Consider the following 16,353-nt stretch of genomic DNA (forward strand, 5'->3'; position numbering starts at 1 on the left):
CGTCGGTCCGGAAGGGCTCACATAGCCTCGCTCAAAATGGTGGTGTTGCGGGCGAACCAGTCCTTCAGCGGTCGAAGGGCGGGCTCGGCCCGGAGATTCTTCGCCAATTGCCGCCGGAGGCGCGGCAGATGGGCGAGATATTGCGGCTTGCCGTCCCGGTCGTTGAGGCGACGGAAGACGCCAAGCACCCGCGTCGCCCGCTCGGCGCCGACAATATGATAGGTGCGCATCCAAGCCTCGACGTCGAGACCGGGGCGCGCGGCAAGATAACGGGCGAGCAGTTCCGCCTCCATCTCGTCGGGAACATCGACCCGGGCATCCTGCGTCAACGAGACGACATCGTACGCGCTCGGGGCGACCATGGCATCCTGATAATCGATCCAACCGATCTTCGCGATCCCTTCGCGCTCTGGCAACCAGAGAAGATTCGGCGAATGCACATCACGCAGCGCGAGATGGTCGTCGCCGCGCCACATGGTGTCGATCGTCTCGCGCCACAGACCGGCGAACTCCGGGTCGATCGGCGTGCGCATATACCATTCGGGAAAGAGCGCAACCTCGATGTCGGTGAGGCCGGAATCGAAGCGTGGCGGGGCGTAAGAGGGCGGCCCCGTCAAGATCTCGGGCGCCGGCGCCTGATGGAAGGCGGCGATCGCGTCGACCGACAGGCGGTAGCGCTCGGGCACCATCACCCCGTCCACGGCGATCTTCTCGTCGCCGAGATCCTCCTGGAGGAGGCAGCCGGCCTCGATATCCACCGCAAAGGTCTTCGGGACGGTGAGGCCACGCTCGGCGAGAAGCGCCCCGACGGCGAGGAAAGCACCCATATTGCCGTCGGCGAGCCGGGCGCGGACGGCGTAGGAGTTGGGGCCCGGCACGAAGGACGGCGCGTCCATCAGGATCGCGCGGTCGCCGTCCCGCGCGAGACGCTCATACCGGCGGGTCGACGCGTCGGCCTTGAGCACCGAGCGCACCGCCTCGCCCCATCCGGCGGTGTCGAGAAAGGCGGCGAGGACGCGCTGCCGCTCGAGCGCATCGCAGAACGGCTCGGGTGCCTCGATCGTCACGGTACGCGCCTCGTCCATGCTGGAGAAACCGATATCGATGGTGATGGGCATCGCCTCGCGCGGCCACTCGACGAGTTCGACGGCGTCGCCCTCGCCGAGGCCGAGCTCCAGCATCGCCTCGTCATCGTCGATCCGGTAGAGGTCGACGTGGCGAACCGCAAGCCTCAGTTCGTATTCCTGAACGATGGTGAAGGTCGGGCTCGGGACCTCCATCGCCGGATCTTCGGCGAGCGCGCGCAGGATCGCGCGGGCGAGCGTCGTCTTTCCGGCACCGAGATCGCCGACGAGCGCGATCCGGTCGCCCGCCTTCAGCACACGGGCGATATCCCCGCCGAGCGCCGTCATCGCGGCTTCGTCCTCGATGTCGCGCCGGATGATCGTCACGCCGCGCGCTGCACCGTCGCCCGGTCGGACACGGTCTCGACCTCGGCCTGGAGCGGGAAACGGACGACGAGCTCGGCCCCGTCCCCCTCGACCGGCGCGACCGACACCGTACCGCCATGCAGCTCGACAAAGCTCTTGACGAGGGAGAGGCCGAGCCCGACGCCCCCGCGGCGTCCCTGCGAGGCCGCGGTGTGGAAGCGCTCGAACACCGCCTCGGCCTTGTCCTCGGCGATGCCCGGCCCGTGATCGCGCACGGAGACCGCCACGAACGTGCCGTCCCGCCGCGCGGCGACGACCACCGAGCCCCCCGGCGGCGAGTGCGAGATCGCGTTCGAGACGAGATTGAACAGCACCTGCCGCACCCTGAGCGCGTCGGCGTCGAACACGCGCGCATCGTCCGCAACGTCGATCTTGATGTCGATCGCCCCCTCGGCAACGCGATCCTTCAGCCCGTCGAGCACCTGGCGCACCGTGCCGACGACATCCACCGGCTCGATATTGAGCTCCATGATGCCGGCGTCGATCGTGGCGAGGTCGAGAATGCCGTCGATGATGACGAGAAGCGCCTCGGAGGACGAGGAAATGTAATTCGCGTATTCGCGCTGGCGATCGGTGAGGTCGCCCGTCTCCGGCCGCGCGAGAAGCTGGGTGAAGCCGATGATGGTGTTGAGCGGCGAGCGCAGCTCGTAGGAGACGTGCTCGATGAAGGCGTTCTTCAGCCGGTCCGCCTCGACGAGCGCATTGTTCCGTTCCACCAGCGCACGCGCGACGTTTACGCTGTCGGTCACGTCGGCGAAGGTCGCGAGGGTCGATCCGTCCGGCAGCGGCGAGAAGGCATAGTCGAGCACTTGCCCGGCCAACCGCTCGAGCCGGCCGCTCACATTGGTCCGGTGATCGGTGAGCCCTGTGACGCGCTCGACGAGGGCGGCCCAGGCCTCCTGCTCGTCGTCCGGGGCGCTCGCGGCCACGGTGCGCACATGATCGCCGACCTCACCCGGCGGGGTGGAGGTGACGACCCAGAAGGCCGGGTTGGCGAGACGCAGGAGCCCGTCCGGCCCGAACGTCGCGATGCCTTCGCCGAGACTGTCGATCGTCTCGGCCTGGACGCGCGAGAGGGCGTTATAATTGCGCTCCAAAGCGAGCTGCTCGGTGACGTTCTCGTAGATGTAGGTGACGCCGCCGTCCGACCCCGGATTGGCGATCACGCGCAGCGTCTGACCGTCCGGCAGATGCCACCACCGCTCAAAGCCCTCGCGCGTCTCGTAGCCCTTGAGCTGGTCGCGCTTCCACGCCTTGAAGTCTGCCGTTTCGGGAAGCCGCCGCTCGGCGCGGAGACGGTCGAGGACGCGTTCCTCCGGCGGGGACTGTTCGAGGAAGGCCGGCGGCAGGTTCCACAGCGTCTGAAACGCCGCATTGTGGAAGGTCAGGCGGCGATCGGGGCCATAGATCGCGATCGCCGTCGCCAGCCGGTCGAACGTCGCGGCGTGGCTTTCGAGGGCGCGGGCCTGGCTCGTCAGGGAATGGGTGACGTCGGTCACGTCGATCGCGAGGGCGGCGACGCTGCCGTCCCGCTGGTCGGCCGTCACGTCGAGGATGCGGCGCTCTCCGGCGACGACGGTCTGCACCCGCTCGTGCGCGACCCCGTCGCGGCTCGCGGCGACGAGCTGACCCGCTGCGTTGGCATCGAGAAGGGGGAGGATGCCGCGGGCCGCATCGCTCGCCGCGCCGGGCTCGATGGCGTTGGCGTAGGCGGGATTGGACCACATCATGTCCCCCGCCTCGCTCGCCACCCAGGCGGGATGCGGGAGACGGCTGAGAAGGGCTTCGATCCGGCTATAGATCCCCTCGGGCGCGCTCGTCGGCATGGCCCGGATCGGGGGTTCGATGAAAAGGGTCGGATAACCGCCATCGAGCGTGCCGAACACGAAGATCGGACCGTCCGGCCCGTTCAGCCGGTGGCGGAACATCTCGCCGGCGGAGAACAGCCCGACCACGGCCTTCTCGATGTCGCTCGCCGGCGCATCCTTCCGGTCGACGGCGGCGAGGACCGCGGCCGGGACCGCACCGCAGACGATCCGCTCGCCCGCCGGACTGATCCGCACCGCACCGCTCGCGCCACGCTCCATCGCCCGCGAGGCGAGGGCCGCGCGCGCGGCGACGCCGGCGCACTGCGCCTCGGAGCGCTTCGCCACCCCGATCGCGAGCCGTGCTCTTACGATGAACGCGGCGGCGAGCGCGCTGGCCGCCGCCGTCACCGCCCATGCCGCGATCACCGTGCTGCGCGCTGTCGCGCGTCCCGGTTCATGCCTTCACCCCATCCGACGAATCAGCCGGCAGGATAACCGTTTGCAAGGCGTCGCGAAACGGTGCCGGGCGAGGCGCGGCGGACGGCCTCAATAATAGAGCTTCTCGCCCTCTTTGTTCTGATAGAGGCTCGCGACCTCTTCCTCGTAGCCGTTATAAAGCAGCGTCGGGATGCGGGCGTTGCCGCCGAGCGGCTCCTCCATCGCCTGGCTCCAGCGCGGATGGGCCACCTCGGGATTGACGTTCGCCCAGAAGCCGTACTCGTTCGGAATAAGCTGTTCCCAGAACGAGACCGGCCGCTCGTCGGTGAAGGTGAACCGGACGATCGATTTGATCGACTTGAAGCCGTATTTCCACGGCAGCGCGATGCGCAGCGGGGCGCCGTTCTGCTCCTCGATCGGCTTGCCGTAGATCCCCGTCACCATGAAGGCGAGCGGGTTCATCGCCTCCTCGACCGTGACGCCCTCCACATAGGGCCACGGATACCAGCTCTGGCGCTGGCCTGGCGCGATATCGGGCTCCATGAACGTCTCCATGCGCACATAGCGCGCATCGGACGTCGGCTTCGCGAGCTTGACGAGCTCGGACATCTGAAAGCCCGTCCAGGGCACGACCATCGACCAGGTTTCGACGCACCGATGGCGATAGACCCGCTCCTCGAGCGGCATCTCGCGGATGAGCGTGTCGATATCGACGGTCTTCTCCGCCTCGACCATCCCGTCGAACGTCACCGTCCATGGGCGGATGGGGAGTTTTTGCGCCGCCTGGTATATGCTCTTGTTCGATCCGAACTCGTAGAAATTATTGTAGGTGGTGGCGAGCTTCTCGTCGGTGATCGGTCGCATCACCTGATAGTCGTCGTTGCGGCCCACAGGGTAGAGATCAGCGGTCGGATCGACCTCGCCGTCGGAGGTGGGGCCCGAATTGCCGAGCAGATTGTCGAAGAAGCCGGCGTGGGCCGGGCCGGCCAATCCGGCTCCGAGAACACCATAACCGGCCGCCTTCAACAGCGCCCGGCGTCCACGGAACACGGTCTCGGGCGTCACGTCGTTCTCGGACAACGCCCAACGGGGCTTCTTATGGATTTGCATTCGTTGCCCTTTCACACGATCTTCGCAATCACACGTCAATTTAGACGGGAGGGATCGGCCCTCAAGTCAAGCTTGCGTCAAGTCTCCGTGCGTTGGAATGGCGATCTGTTCAGGCGCGCGATGCGTAATGGAGCGAACATGCGTGCCCCGTGGCGTGCTCTTCCGACCCTGTTTCTCGCCGGCGGCGCAGGGGTTTGCCTCGCCATCCTCGTCGACGCGCCGGTCCTCGCGGCCATCGCCGCCGGCCTCGTGGCGCTCGCGGTGCCGCGGCCGGCCCGTGCCGAGGCCGACGGTGCAGAGATCATGAGCCCGCTCGGCGCCGATGCGCAAGCCGTATTGGATGCCTCGCCCGACGCCTGCGTCATCCTCGCCGACGACGGAACAGTCCTGTGGGCCAACCTCGCCGCCCGCGAACAGCTCGGCATTTCGACCTTCGGCAGCCCTTTTTCCTTCGCGTTGCGTGTGCCGGATCTCATCCGCGCCGTTGAGAAGGTGGGCCGAACGGGCCTGTCGGAGCGGGCGCGTTGGTCCGAAAAGGTACCGACGAGCCGCTGGTATGAGGCGTTCGTGTCGACCTTCAAGCTCGCCGGCGGCGCGCCGGAGGGCCGGAAGGCGATCGCCGTCTTCATCCGCGACCTCACCGAGCAGCAGCGCCTCGACCGGATGCGCGAAGACTTCGTCGCCAATGCGAGCCACGAGCTGCGCACCCCCCTCGCCGCGCTGACCGGCTTCATCGAGACCCTACAAGGCCCCGCGCGAGACGATGCGAAAGCGCGCGAGCAATTTCTCGGCATCATGCGCGAGCAGGCCGACCGGATGAAGCGCCTCACCGACGCGCTCCTGTCGCTCTCCCGCATCGAGATGCGCGCCCATGTGCGCCCGACGGATATCGTCGATTGCGCCGAGATGGTCCGCTATGCCGTCGAAATGACCCGGTCGATGGCGAGCGAATATAATGTGCAGCTCGAGCTCGCCCTCACCGAGGAGCCGATCAAGGTGCGCGCCGATTCCGACGAGCTCGTCCAGGTCGTCGACAATCTGATCGAGAACGCGATCAAATATGGCGGCGATGGCGGGCGCGTCCTCATCTCCGCCGCGGTGGAGACGACGCCCTCCGGCGCGACGGCGGTCATCTCGGTGCAGGATTTCGGCCGCGGGATCGCGCCCGAGCACGTCCCGCGGCTGACGGAGCGCTTCTATCGGGTCGACGTCGAAGAATCGCGCGCCCGGCAGGGCACGGGGCTCGGCCTCGCCATCGTGAAGCACATCGTGGCGCGCCATCGCGGGCGCCTCACGGTCCGTTCGGAGCTGGGCGCGGGGTCGACTTTCGCGGTCCGGTTGCCGATGGCGAACCTCGAATCCTGATTTCCCGTTCAATTACAAGCGATTAGCCTGTCGTATAAGTTTCATCCAACTGACATAAGACGTTCTGGAAGGCCTCCTAACCAAGGGCCAGCGCGGACGGACATTCGCCCGCCACGCCGAGACCCCAACCCGAGGGAGCATTCCAGTGAAGTTCAATCAGCTCGCGAGCGCCGCCGCGATCGCCGCTGCCGGTGCGCTCGTCGCCACCGCCGCCTCTGCTCAGTCGCGCGACACCATCCAGATCGCCGGGTCGTCGACGGTTCTGCCGTTCGCCTCGGTCGTCGCCGAAGAGTTCGGCAACACCTATCCCGAGTTCAACACGCCGGTCGTCGGCTCCGGCGGTTCGTCGGGCGGCCTTCGCCAGTTCTGCCAGGGCGTCGGCGAAAACACGATCGACATCGCGAATGCCTCGCGCCGCATCCGCTCGGGCGAGATCGAAGCCTGCGGCGAAGCCGGCGTCGAGAACATCGTCGAAGTCCGCATCGGTTATGACGGCATCGTCTTCGCCTCCGACGTGTCGACCGGCCATTTCGAGCTGACCCCGGCGCAGATTTTCCAGGCGATCGCCGCGAAGGTGCCGCAGGACGGCGAGCTCGTCGACAACCCGTACACCAACTGGAGCGAGATCGACTCGAGCCTGCCGGACCAGGACATCACCCTCGTCATTCCGGGCACCAACCACGGCACCCGCGAAGTGTTCGAGGAAAAGGTGATCGCGCCGGGCTGCGAGTCCTTTGAAGTCGTCGAAGCGCTCGACGATGACGCCAAAGAGGCCGCCTGCCTTTCCTTCCGCCAGGATGGCCGCGTGATCGAGGTCGCCGGCGACTACACCGAGACGCTCGGCCGTCTCGACGCCCAGCCGAACGCCATCGGCGTCTTCGGCCTCTCCTTCTACGACCAGAACCGTGACCGTCTCCAGGTCGCCACGGTCGACGGCGTGGAGCCCTCGCTCGAGACGATCGCGTCGGGTGAATATCCGGTGTCGCGTCCGCTCTTCTTCTACATCAAGGGCGAGCATGTCGGCGTCATCCCCGGCATCCAGGACTATGCGCTCTATTTCCTCTCCGACGGCGTGTCGGGTGCCGGCTCGATGCTCGAGAATATCGGCCTGATCCCGCTCTCCGACGACGAGCGCCAGGCGCAGATCGACAAGATCGAGAACAAGACCACGGTCGAGCTCAACTGATCGACCGCGTTCCGACGCACTTGCTCCTTCACCTGGACCCGCCGGCCGCGTCGGCGGGTCCTTGTTGGCCCAAACCATACTGACGGACTGACCGTTCGCCGCCGCGCCCCGCGCGGTCGATTTCTCCGAGCCTTCGGGACACTTACGTGAACACGTTCATCGTCGTCGCCATCATTCTGATCGCGCTCGGTTTCGCCTACAATTGGGGGGCCCGCGCAAGCCGCTCCGTGGCGAACCGGACCGGCGCGAAAATGCACTCCCGGCCGATTTATTACGGCGTCTATGTGATGCTGTGGTGCGCGGTGCCGGCCGCGCTCGTCCTCGTCCTTTATCTCGTCTTCCAGCCGATGATCGTCGACGCGGTGATTGGCGGCTACCTCCCCGCCGACGTCGCCGCCGATCCCGGCGCGACCCGGACCGCGATGCGCAATATCGAGGCGATCGCCAGCGGCTACGGCATCATCGGCGATGTCGAGCCCTACCAGCAGGACGCCGCGGACGCGCTCAGCGCGTTCACGCTCACCGCCCGCCTCGCCCTCATCGCCCTCGCGGCGGCGGCGGCCATCGGCGGCCTCGTCTTCGCGCAGCGTCAGATCCACCCGAGCTTCCGCGCCCGCAACCGCGTCGAGCTCGCGATCAAGGTGCTCCTTCTCACCTGCTCGGCCATCGCGATCCTGACGACGGTCGGCATCGTCCTGTCGGTGCTGTCGGAGGCGATCCGCTTCTTCACCTTCGTCCACCCGTTCGACTTCTTCTTTGGCACCACCTGGAACCCGCGCTTTTCCTCCACCGGCACCGGCGGCCAAGGCGAGTACGGGCTTCTGCCGCTCCTCTGGGGCACGATGATGATCACCATCATCGCGATGGTGGTGGCCGTGCCCATCGGGCTGATGGCGGCAATCTATCTGTCCGAATATGCCGGGCCGAAATTCCGGTTCGTCGCGAAACCGCTGCTCGAGGTCCTCGCCGGCATACCGACCATCGTCTACGGCTTCTTCGCCCTCGTGACGGTCGGGCCGTTCCTGTCCCGGCTCGGCGACGTGGTCGGGCTCGACATCAACGCGACGAGCGCGCTCACCGCGGGCATCGTCATGGGGATCATGATCATCCCCTTCGTGTCGTCCCTTTCCGACGACATCATCAGCCAGGTGCCGCAGGCGATGCGCAACGGCTCGTTCGGGCTCGGTGCCACGCAATCCGAGACGATCCGCAAGGTGATCCTCCCGGCCGCGCTTCCCGGCATCGTCGGCGCCTTCCTCCTCGCCGTCAGCCGCGCCGTCGGCGAGACGATGATCGTGGTGCTCGCGGCCGGCAACAGCCCGGTGCTGACCGCCAACCCGTTCGAGGCGGTGTCGACCGTGACGGTCACGATCGTCAATCAGCTCACCGGCGACACCGACTTCGCGAGCCCGCAATCGCTGGTCGCCTTCGCGCTCGGCCTCACGCTCTTCGTCATCACGCTCTGCCTCAACGTGGTGGCCATCTACATCGTCAAGAAATACCGCGAACAATACGAGTAGACCGATGGCAATCACGTCCCCCGACAGCGCCATCAGCGGCGGCTTCGGCACCTCGAACCGCGATCTCATCGCCCGCCGCCTCGCGGCCCGGCACCGCTCGGAGCGGATGTTCCGCGCGGTCGGCCTCGGCGCGATCCTTCTCGGCATCTCGCTCGTCGGGATCCTGTTCGGCTCGATCCTGTCGAAGGGCATCCCGGCTTTCACCCAGGCGACGTTCCACCTCGACGTCGCCTTCGACCCGGAGGTGCTGCGCATCCCGGAGCGACCGCAAAAGGCGGCGGACCAGAGCGTCGCCGAGTTCAACCAGGAGCTTCTGTCCTGGCAACGGCGCCTGCGCACGGCGAACTGGAACCGTCTGATCCAGGAGGCGATCGCCGCCAAGATCCCCGCCGCCGCCGACAACGCGCGGGACGCGATCGGCCTCGTCGCCTCCAACGAGCGCGTGAAGCTCTGGGAGATGGTCGAGGACAATCCCGCCATCATGGGAACGACGCAGCCCGTGTCGCTGATCGCGTCGGCGAATGTCGATGTCTGGCTGAAGGGCAACATCGATCGCACGCTGGAGCAGCGCTATCAGCAGCTCAGCGCCCTTCAGCAACAATGGTCCGACGCGCTCTATGAGGAGGGCGTCATCTCGATGGACTTCTCGACCGTCCTCTTCACCAATGTCGACTCCCGCTCCTCACCCGCGACCGCGGGCCTCCTCGGCGCGATCGTCGGCTCGGTCATGATGATGGCGATCGTGATGGTCGTCGCCGTGCCGATCGGCGTGATGGCGGCGATCTATCTCGAGGAGTTCGCCCCGAAGAACCGGCTCACCGACTTTATCGAGGTGAACATCAACAACCTCGCCGCGGTCCCCTCGATCGTGTTCGGTCTGCTCGGCGCGGCGGTGTTCATCAACTTCCTGGGGCTGCCTCTGTCGGCCCCGCTGGTCGGCGGCCTCGTGCTGTCCCTGATGACGCTGCCCACCGTGATCATCGCCTCGCGCGCCTCGTTGCGGGCGGTGCCGCCGTCGATCCGTCAGGCGGCGCTCGGGGTCGGCGCCTCGCCCACGCAGGCGATGTTCCACCACACCCTGCCGCTCGCCGTGCCCGGCATGTTGACGGGCGCCATCATCGGCGTGGCGCAGGCCCTCGGCGAGACCGCGCCGCTGCTCCTCATCGGCATGAACGCCTTCGTGGCGTCGGTCCCGTCGACCCCGCTCGATCAATCATCGGCTCTGCCGGTCCAGATCTATCTCTGGCAGGGCAACGAGCTGCGCAACTTCTTCGAGGCCCGGACCTCGGCCGCGATCATCGTGCTCCTCGCCGTGATGATCTCGTTGAACGCCCTCGCCATCGTCTTGCGGCACCGCTTCGAGCGCCGCTGGTGATCGGTTCGCATCCAAAGGATTTATCCATGAGCGCAACAGCCCTCGCCGAAGCGCCGCACGAGACGCGCTACGAAACCATCCGCATCGCGGATCCCTCCCCGCGCGAGACCAAGATCTCCGCGCAGGACGTTCACGTCTATTACGGGGCGAAGGAAGCACTGCACCACGTGTCGATCGACATCCCGGCGAAGTCGGTCACGGCCTTCATCGGCCCGTCGGGTTGCGGCAAGTCGACCTTCCTGCGCTGCTTCAACCGCATGAACGACACGATCGATGGCTGCCGCGTCGTCGGCAGGCTCGACATGGACGGCGAGGATCTCAACGATCACCGCCAGGATGTCGTGCTCCTGCGCGCACGGGTCGGCATGGTGTTCCAGAAGCCCAACCCGTTCCCGAAATCGATCTACGACAATATCGCCTACGGCCCCCGCATCCACGGCGTCGCCCGCTCCAAATCGGACCTCGACGCGATCGTCGAGCACAGCCTGACGCGCGCCGGCCTCTGGCAGGAGGTCAAGGACCGTCTGCAGGAGCCGGGCACCGGCCTGTCCGGCGGACAGCAACAGCGCCTTTGCATTGCGCGCGCGATCGCGGTGAGCCCGGAGGTGATCCTCATGGACGAGCCGTGCTCCGCCCTCGATCCGATCGCGACGGCCCGCGTCGAAGAGTTGATCCGCGAATTGCGCGAAAACTATACGATCATCATCGTGACGCATTCGATGAGCCAGGCTCAGCGCGTCTCCGACCGAACCGCTTATTTCCATCTCGGCTATCTCGTCGAAGAGGGGCCGACGGAGAGCATTTTCAACGATCCGCAGGAAAAGCGGACCAAGGATTACATCACGGGCGTCTTCGGCTGAAGCATCGGAAGGGCGCCCCGATGTGCGTATTGGAGGATTACGTCCGTGCAGCAATCCGTGCGTGACCGCGAACGCGAGTTGCAGATTCTGGCCGGCGAGATCGCCGAAATGGGGGGGCTCGCGGAGAGCCTCGTCATGGACAGCGTGACTGCCCTCACGCGGATCGACAGCCAACTCGCCCGCACCGTCATCGCCGGCGACCAGCGCCTCGACACCATGCAGCGCAAGGTCGAGAACCACGCCGTCGAGATGATTTCCGCCCACCGTCCCACCGGCAAGCCGCTGCGCGAGCTCGTCGCCGCGCTGCGCATTTCGTCCGACCTTGAGCGGGTCGGCGATCTCGCCAAGAACAACGCCAAGCGCGTTCTCGCGATCGAAGGGCGGATGCATCAGCATCGCGTCGCCCTCGGCGTCGAGCATATGTCGGAGATCGCACTCGAGCAGTTGAAGACCGTCCTCGACGCCTTCACCAGCCAGAATTTGTCCGCCGCCCTCGACGTCCGCAATCGCGACGACGAGGTGGACGCGATCTACACCTCGATTTTCCGCGAGCTCCTCACCTACATGATGGAGGATCCGCGCAGCATCACCTTCTGCACACATCTTCTGTTCTGCGCGAAGAATATCGAGCGCATCGGCGATCATGCGACCAACATCGCCGAGAATATTCATTACCTCGTCACCGGCGAGCAGCCCGCCGAGGCCCGAGTGAAGGCAGACACCTCGGCCTATCTGCCCGCCGACTTCTCGAAGCCGCCTTCAGGGAGCCCCTGAACTTGCCACGGGTCATGATCGTGGAGGACGAGGAGCCCCTCGTTCTCCTTCTGCGCTACAATCTGGAGGCCGACGGATACACCGTCGAAAGCTGCAGCCGCGGCGATGACGCCGAGCTCCGTCTGCTCGAGGAGCTGCCGGACCTCCTGATCCTCGACTGGATGCTTCCGGGCGTCTCCGGCATCGAGCTGTGCCGCCGCATCCGCTCGCGCCCCCAATCGGAGCATCTTCCTATCGTGATGCTCACCGCGCGCGGCGAGGAGACCGAACGCATCCGCGGTCTCGCGACCGGGGCGGACGATTATGTCGTGAAGCCCTTCTCGACGCCCGAGCTCATGGCCCGCATCCGCGCCATCCTGCGCCGCTCCAAGCCGGAGGTGGTGTCGACGCTCCTGCGCGCCGGCGACATCGAGCTCGACCGCACGACGCACCGGGTTCGCCGCGCCACGCGCGAGGTGCATCTCGGCCCGACCGAGTTCCGTCTGCTCGAATTCCTGATGCAGTCCCCCGGCCGCGTCTTCTCGCGCGAGCAGCTTCTCGACGGTGTGTGGGGCCGGGACGTCTATGTCGACGAGCGGACGGTCGACGTTCATGTCGGACGATTGCGGAAGGCGATCAATCGCGGCAAGGCGCGCGATCCGATTCGGACGGTCCGAGGCGCCGGCTACGCCTTCAACGATCAATTCGCCCGGTAGATCCGGGCGCCGGCTCGGCGGGTGGGCCCATCGCCCCCCGCGGGCCTCGGGGTCGGGACGAGCCGTCTCAGTGCGGCCTGTCCTTGCCCTTTTTCAGGCGCTGCGGGAAGGCGATGTCGGCATGGGCGCTGCAATAGACCGCCCCGGCCTCGGTGCGCGCACCGCAGAAGCGGAACCCGGAATCGGACGGATCACCGATCGGCCAACGGCAGCACGAGGCGCCGAGATCGAGAAGCGTCATCTTGCCGTGAAGCGGCACGATGTCGGCCGGCTCCTCCCGAGGGAGCTGGGCCATCAGCGCCGCCGGCGCCTCGCGCTCGACCACCTTCACCACCGTCGATCCGACCGCCATGGCGCGCGGCTGCGCAGCCTGCGGCTTGGCGCGGGCGATGACCGCCGCCGACGGTGTGGAGGCTGGCGTAGCGGCCGGAGCGGGGTTCGTGCGCTGGCGGGTGCTGCCGCGCGGCTTCGTCGCCTTCACCCGACCGGAGAGGCCGAGCCGGTGGATCTTGCCGATCACCGCGTTCCGGCTGACGCCGCCCAGCGTGGTCGCGATCTGCGAGGCGGAGTGCCCCTCGGCCCACAATTTGCGCAACACTTCGATTCGCTCGTCGGTCCAGCTCATCGGGCAACCCCCTTTGTCCACGGCCGATCCACAGAGACTCCACAGCCGCACGCCGGCGAGCGGCGCGAACAAACGCGGCAAACCGTGAGGAGTTTGTGGGGCACGCGAAATCGTGCCTTGCTGACGTGAATCCTAAGAGATTTGACGAATCACCGTCTATGGTCGCGGACTCTCGAACGACTCGAACCTTGCTTTTTCCCCAACCATCGGGAAGAAAGCCCGATCCATCCGCAGACATATCAAGTTTGATGTGGAGAAGCGCGAAAGGCGCCGAAATGACCCTCAATAGCCTGTTCAAGACCTACAACCGCGTCGACCTCTCGTTCGAGAAGGGCGAGGGCGTGTGGCTCGAGGGCTCGGATGGACGACGATATCTCGACATGGGCGCCGGGATCGCCGTGACCTCGCTCGGTCACGCCCATCCGCATCTCGTCGAGGCGCTCCAGACGGCCGCGACGAAGCCGTGGCACACGTCGAACCTCTACCGGATCTCCGAGCAGGAGCGGCTGGCCGACCGGCTGTGCGACGCGACGTTCGCCGACAAGGTGTTCTTCTGCAATTCTGGCGCGGAAGCCAACGAGGCGGCGATCAAAGCCGCGCGGCGCTATCATTATGCCAAGGGTGCCCCGAACCGGACCCGCATCGTCACCGTCGAGGGCGCCTTCCACGGCCGCACGCTCGGCACGATCGCGGCCGGCGGCTCGCCCAAATATCTCGAAGGCTTCGGCGAGCCCCTCACCGGCTTCGACCAGGTGCCGTTCAACGATCTCGCCGCCGCCAAGAAGGCCGTCGGCCCGGATACGGCGGCCATTCTGGTCGAACCGATCCAGGGCGAAGGCGGCATCCGCGTCATGGATCCGCAGGTCCTGAGGGGTCTGCGCCAGCTTTGCGACGACAACGGCATCCTCCTCATTTTCGACGAGGTGCAGACCGGGATCGGCCGCATGGGCACGCTCTTCGCCTATCAGAGCCTCGGCGTGACGCCGGATATCCTGACGTCGGCCAAAGGGCTCGGCGGCGGCTTTCCGATCGGCGCGTGCCTCGCGACCGAGGAGGCCTCGACCGGCCTCGTTCCCGGCACGCACGGCACCACGTTCGGCGGCAACGCCCTCGCCGCGACGATCGGCAACGCCGTCCTCGACGTCGTCCTCTCGGACGGCTTCCTCGACGCGGTGAAGCAGAAGGGCCTCCTCGCCAAGCAGCTCCTCGCCGGGATCGTCGATTCGCATCCGTCGGTCTTTGCCGAGGTGCGTGGCGAAGGGTTGATGCTCGGCGTCAAATGCGTGGCGCCGATCGGCGATGTCGTGACGGCCGCGCGGAACGAGGGTCTTCTCCTCATTCCCGCCGGCGAATCCACGGCGCGCCTCCTCCCCGCTCTCGTCGTCTCGGACGAGGAGATTCGCGAGGCGGCCACCCGCCTCGACAAGGCGGCGAGCGCCGTCGAGTCCGCGGAGGCGTCCGCGAAGGCATGACGATACGGCATTTCCTGGATATCGCGTCGCACTCGCCTGCGACGCTACGGGCGATTCTCGACGAGGCGCACCGGCTGAAGGCCAACGGCCGCGGCCGGCTCGATCTGTTGCCCGGCCGCACCCTCGCGATGCTGTTCGAGCAGGTCTCGACCCGCACCCGCTTCTCGTTCGACCTCGCGATGCGCGAGCTCGGCGGCGACACCATCATCGCGTCCGGCGGCGAAATGCAGCTCGGGCGCGGCGAAACGCTGGGCGACACGGCGGCCGTGCTGTCGCGCTATGTCGACGCGATCATGATCCGTATGCTCGATCATGAGGGGCTGGTGGCGTTCGCCGAAGAGGCGTCCGTTCCGGTGATCAACGGCCTCACGCGCCGTTCCCACCCCTGTCAGATCCTCGCCGACATCATGACGATCGAGGAACGGCTCGGCCCGATCGAGGCGCGCACGGTGGCCTGGGTCGGCGACGGCAACAACGTCGCCGCGACCTTCGTGGAGGCCGCGCGCCGCCTGGGCTTCCGCTTCAAGATCGCGACGCCGGTGGAATACGACCTCGCCGAGGATGTCGTCACCGCCGCAAAGGCGGACGGCTCCAAGCTCGAGGTCGGCCGCGATCCCTATTGGGCGGTGAAGGACGCCGATGTCGTCGTCACCGACACGTGGACCTCCATGGGCGACGTCGACGAAGACCGCCGGCGCTCGATCCTCACGCCCTTCCGGGTCGACGATGCCTTGATGGCTGCGGCGGCTCCGGGCGCGATCTTCCTCCATTGCCTCCCCGCCCATCGCGGCGACGAGGTGACGGATTCGGTCATGGACGGCCCGCAATCGGCGGTGTTCGACGAGGCGGAAAATCGCGTCCACGCGCAAAAAGCCGTCCTCGCCTGGTGCTTCCGGGCGATTGATTGAATGACCGGGGCCGCGCAATCCCAACGTTCGGCCCCAAACGACGAAACCTGACGGTCCATGCCTGCGTTGTGCGGGCATGGACGATCTTCTTTCGACCCTCGCCCACGAGTTCACGCGCGCGCCGGGCCCGGACGCGCTCATCATGATCCTGCGCCTCGTCGGCGCCGCTATCCTGAGCGGCCTGATCGGCTGGGAGCGCGAAACGCGGGAGCACGCCGCCGGGCTGCGCACCAACATGCTGATCGGCCTCGCCGCCGCGACCTTCGCGATCATCGCCGACGGTATCGTCCCGCAATTCCAGGGCGAATCGATCCGCATGGATCCGATGCGGCTCATCTCATCGGTGACATCGGGTGTCGCCTTCCTGGCCGCGGGGCTCATCGTGTTTTCGCGCGGCGAGGTGCGTGGCCTCACCACCGGCGCGAGCATCTGGCTCTCGGCTGCGACCGGCCTCGCCGTCGGCGTCGGTCAGTGGCTCGTCGCGGTGGTCGCCTGCCTTTGCGGGCTGACGATCCTGTCGGTGGTGCGCCGCGTCGAAAACGGCATGAAGCGGCGCCATTTCGCCAAACGGGGCGCCCCGCGCGATCGGCCGGAGGCCTGATTTTGGCGGCGGCGGCGACGCAGCGCCGCCGACGATGGCGAGCGCCGGCGGGAGCCCCTATATGTCGACCTTCAACCTGATCAGCGACATTGACCACGCGGCCGCCCGCCGGCCGCCTTCTTGGTG

The 16,353-nt window shown here is 66.8% G+C and carries 14 protein-coding genes; 10 read left to right on the forward strand and 4 right to left on the reverse strand.

Annotated elements, in window-relative coordinates:
* Window positions 1-17: 17 nt before the first annotated feature.
* The 3 genes from tsaE to msrP form a co-directional block, all read right to left on the reverse strand.
* A complete protein-coding gene (tsaE, locus tag L1787_RS10845; protein WP_235708840.1) occupies window positions 18-1,451 on the reverse strand; it encodes a tRNA (adenosine(37)-N6)-threonylcarbamoyltransferase complex ATPase subunit type 1 TsaE in 1,434 nt (477 codons plus the stop codon).
* Window positions 1,448-3,724, reverse strand: coding sequence for a sensor histidine kinase (locus L1787_RS10850; RefSeq protein WP_235708841.1), 2,277 nt, complete (start codon window positions 3,722-3,724; stop codon window positions 1,448-1,450). The genes tsaE and L1787_RS10850 overlap by 4 nt, the downstream gene beginning before the upstream one ends.
* A 120-nt stretch (window positions 3,725-3,844) precedes the next feature.
* The gene (gene msrP / locus L1787_RS10855; RefSeq protein WP_235708842.1) at window positions 3,845-4,846 is read right to left on the reverse strand and encodes a protein-methionine-sulfoxide reductase catalytic subunit MsrP; all 1,002 of its coding nucleotides are present in this window, start codon (window positions 4,844-4,846) and stop codon (window positions 3,845-3,847) included.
* A 138-nt stretch (window positions 4,847-4,984) separates the two neighbouring features.
* Between msrP and L1787_RS10860 the strand changes: the two genes are divergently transcribed.
* From L1787_RS10860 to phoB, 7 genes are all read left to right on the forward strand, one after another.
* A complete protein-coding gene (locus tag L1787_RS10860; protein ID WP_235708843.1) occupies window positions 4,985-6,211 on the forward strand; it encodes an ATP-binding protein in 1,227 nt (408 codons plus the stop codon).
* A 145-nt stretch (window positions 6,212-6,356) separates the two neighbouring features.
* Complete coding sequence (locus tag L1787_RS10865; RefSeq protein ID WP_235708844.1) at window positions 6,357-7,397, forward strand: PstS family phosphate ABC transporter substrate-binding protein; 1,041 nt, start codon at window positions 6,357-6,359, stop codon at window positions 7,395-7,397.
* A 146-nt stretch (window positions 7,398-7,543) separates the two neighbouring features.
* Window positions 7,544-8,917 (forward strand): phosphate ABC transporter permease subunit PstC, encoded by a 1,374-nt coding sequence (gene pstC, locus L1787_RS10870; protein WP_235708845.1) that lies wholly within the window; start codon window positions 7,544-7,546, stop codon window positions 8,915-8,917.
* A gap of 4 nt (window positions 8,918-8,921) precedes the next feature.
* The gene (gene pstA / locus L1787_RS10875) at window positions 8,922-10,292 is read left to right on the forward strand and encodes a phosphate ABC transporter permease PstA (protein WP_235708846.1); all 1,371 of its coding nucleotides are present in this window, start codon (window positions 8,922-8,924) and stop codon (window positions 10,290-10,292) included.
* A gap of 26 nt (window positions 10,293-10,318) precedes the next feature.
* Complete coding sequence (pstB, locus tag L1787_RS10880) at window positions 10,319-11,152, forward strand: phosphate ABC transporter ATP-binding protein PstB (protein WP_235708847.1); 834 nt, start codon at window positions 10,319-10,321, stop codon at window positions 11,150-11,152.
* Between the two features lie 45 nt (window positions 11,153-11,197).
* The gene (phoU, locus tag L1787_RS10885) at window positions 11,198-11,926 is read left to right on the forward strand and encodes a phosphate signaling complex protein PhoU (RefSeq protein WP_235708848.1); all 729 of its coding nucleotides are present in this window, start codon (window positions 11,198-11,200) and stop codon (window positions 11,924-11,926) included.
* Between the two features lie 2 nt (window positions 11,927-11,928).
* Window positions 11,929-12,621, forward strand: coding sequence for a phosphate regulon transcriptional regulator PhoB (phoB, locus tag L1787_RS10890; protein WP_235708849.1), 693 nt, complete (start codon window positions 11,929-11,931; stop codon window positions 12,619-12,621).
* Between the two features lie 67 nt (window positions 12,622-12,688).
* Here phoB and L1787_RS10895 read toward each other — a convergent pair whose 3' ends face one another.
* Window positions 12,689-13,246, reverse strand: a complete 558-nt coding sequence (locus L1787_RS10895; RefSeq protein WP_235708850.1) for a GcrA family cell cycle regulator — start codon at window positions 13,244-13,246, stop codon at window positions 12,689-12,691.
* 275 nt (window positions 13,247-13,521) lie between these two features.
* Between L1787_RS10895 and L1787_RS10900 the strand changes: the two genes are divergently transcribed.
* From L1787_RS10900 to L1787_RS10910, 3 genes are all read left to right on the forward strand, one after another.
* Window positions 13,522-14,718: an aspartate aminotransferase family protein gene (locus L1787_RS10900; protein WP_235708851.1), complete on the forward strand. Its 1,197-nt coding sequence runs from the start codon at window positions 13,522-13,524 to the stop codon at window positions 14,716-14,718.
* Window positions 14,715-15,626, forward strand: coding sequence for an ornithine carbamoyltransferase (gene argF / locus L1787_RS10905; protein ID WP_235708852.1), 912 nt, complete (start codon window positions 14,715-14,717; stop codon window positions 15,624-15,626). Before L1787_RS10900 ends, argF begins: the two co-directional genes overlap by 4 nt.
* 76 nt (window positions 15,627-15,702) lie before the next feature.
* A complete protein-coding gene (locus L1787_RS10910; protein ID WP_235708853.1) occupies window positions 15,703-16,227 on the forward strand; it encodes an MgtC/SapB family protein in 525 nt (174 codons plus the stop codon).
* The last annotated feature ends 126 nt before the right edge of the window (window positions 16,228-16,353 follow it).

The sequence above is a fragment of the Acuticoccus kalidii genome (genome assembly GCF_021556395.1).
In the GTDB taxonomy this organism is placed as follows: domain Bacteria; phylum Pseudomonadota; class Alphaproteobacteria; order Rhizobiales; family Amorphaceae; genus Acuticoccus; species Acuticoccus kalidii.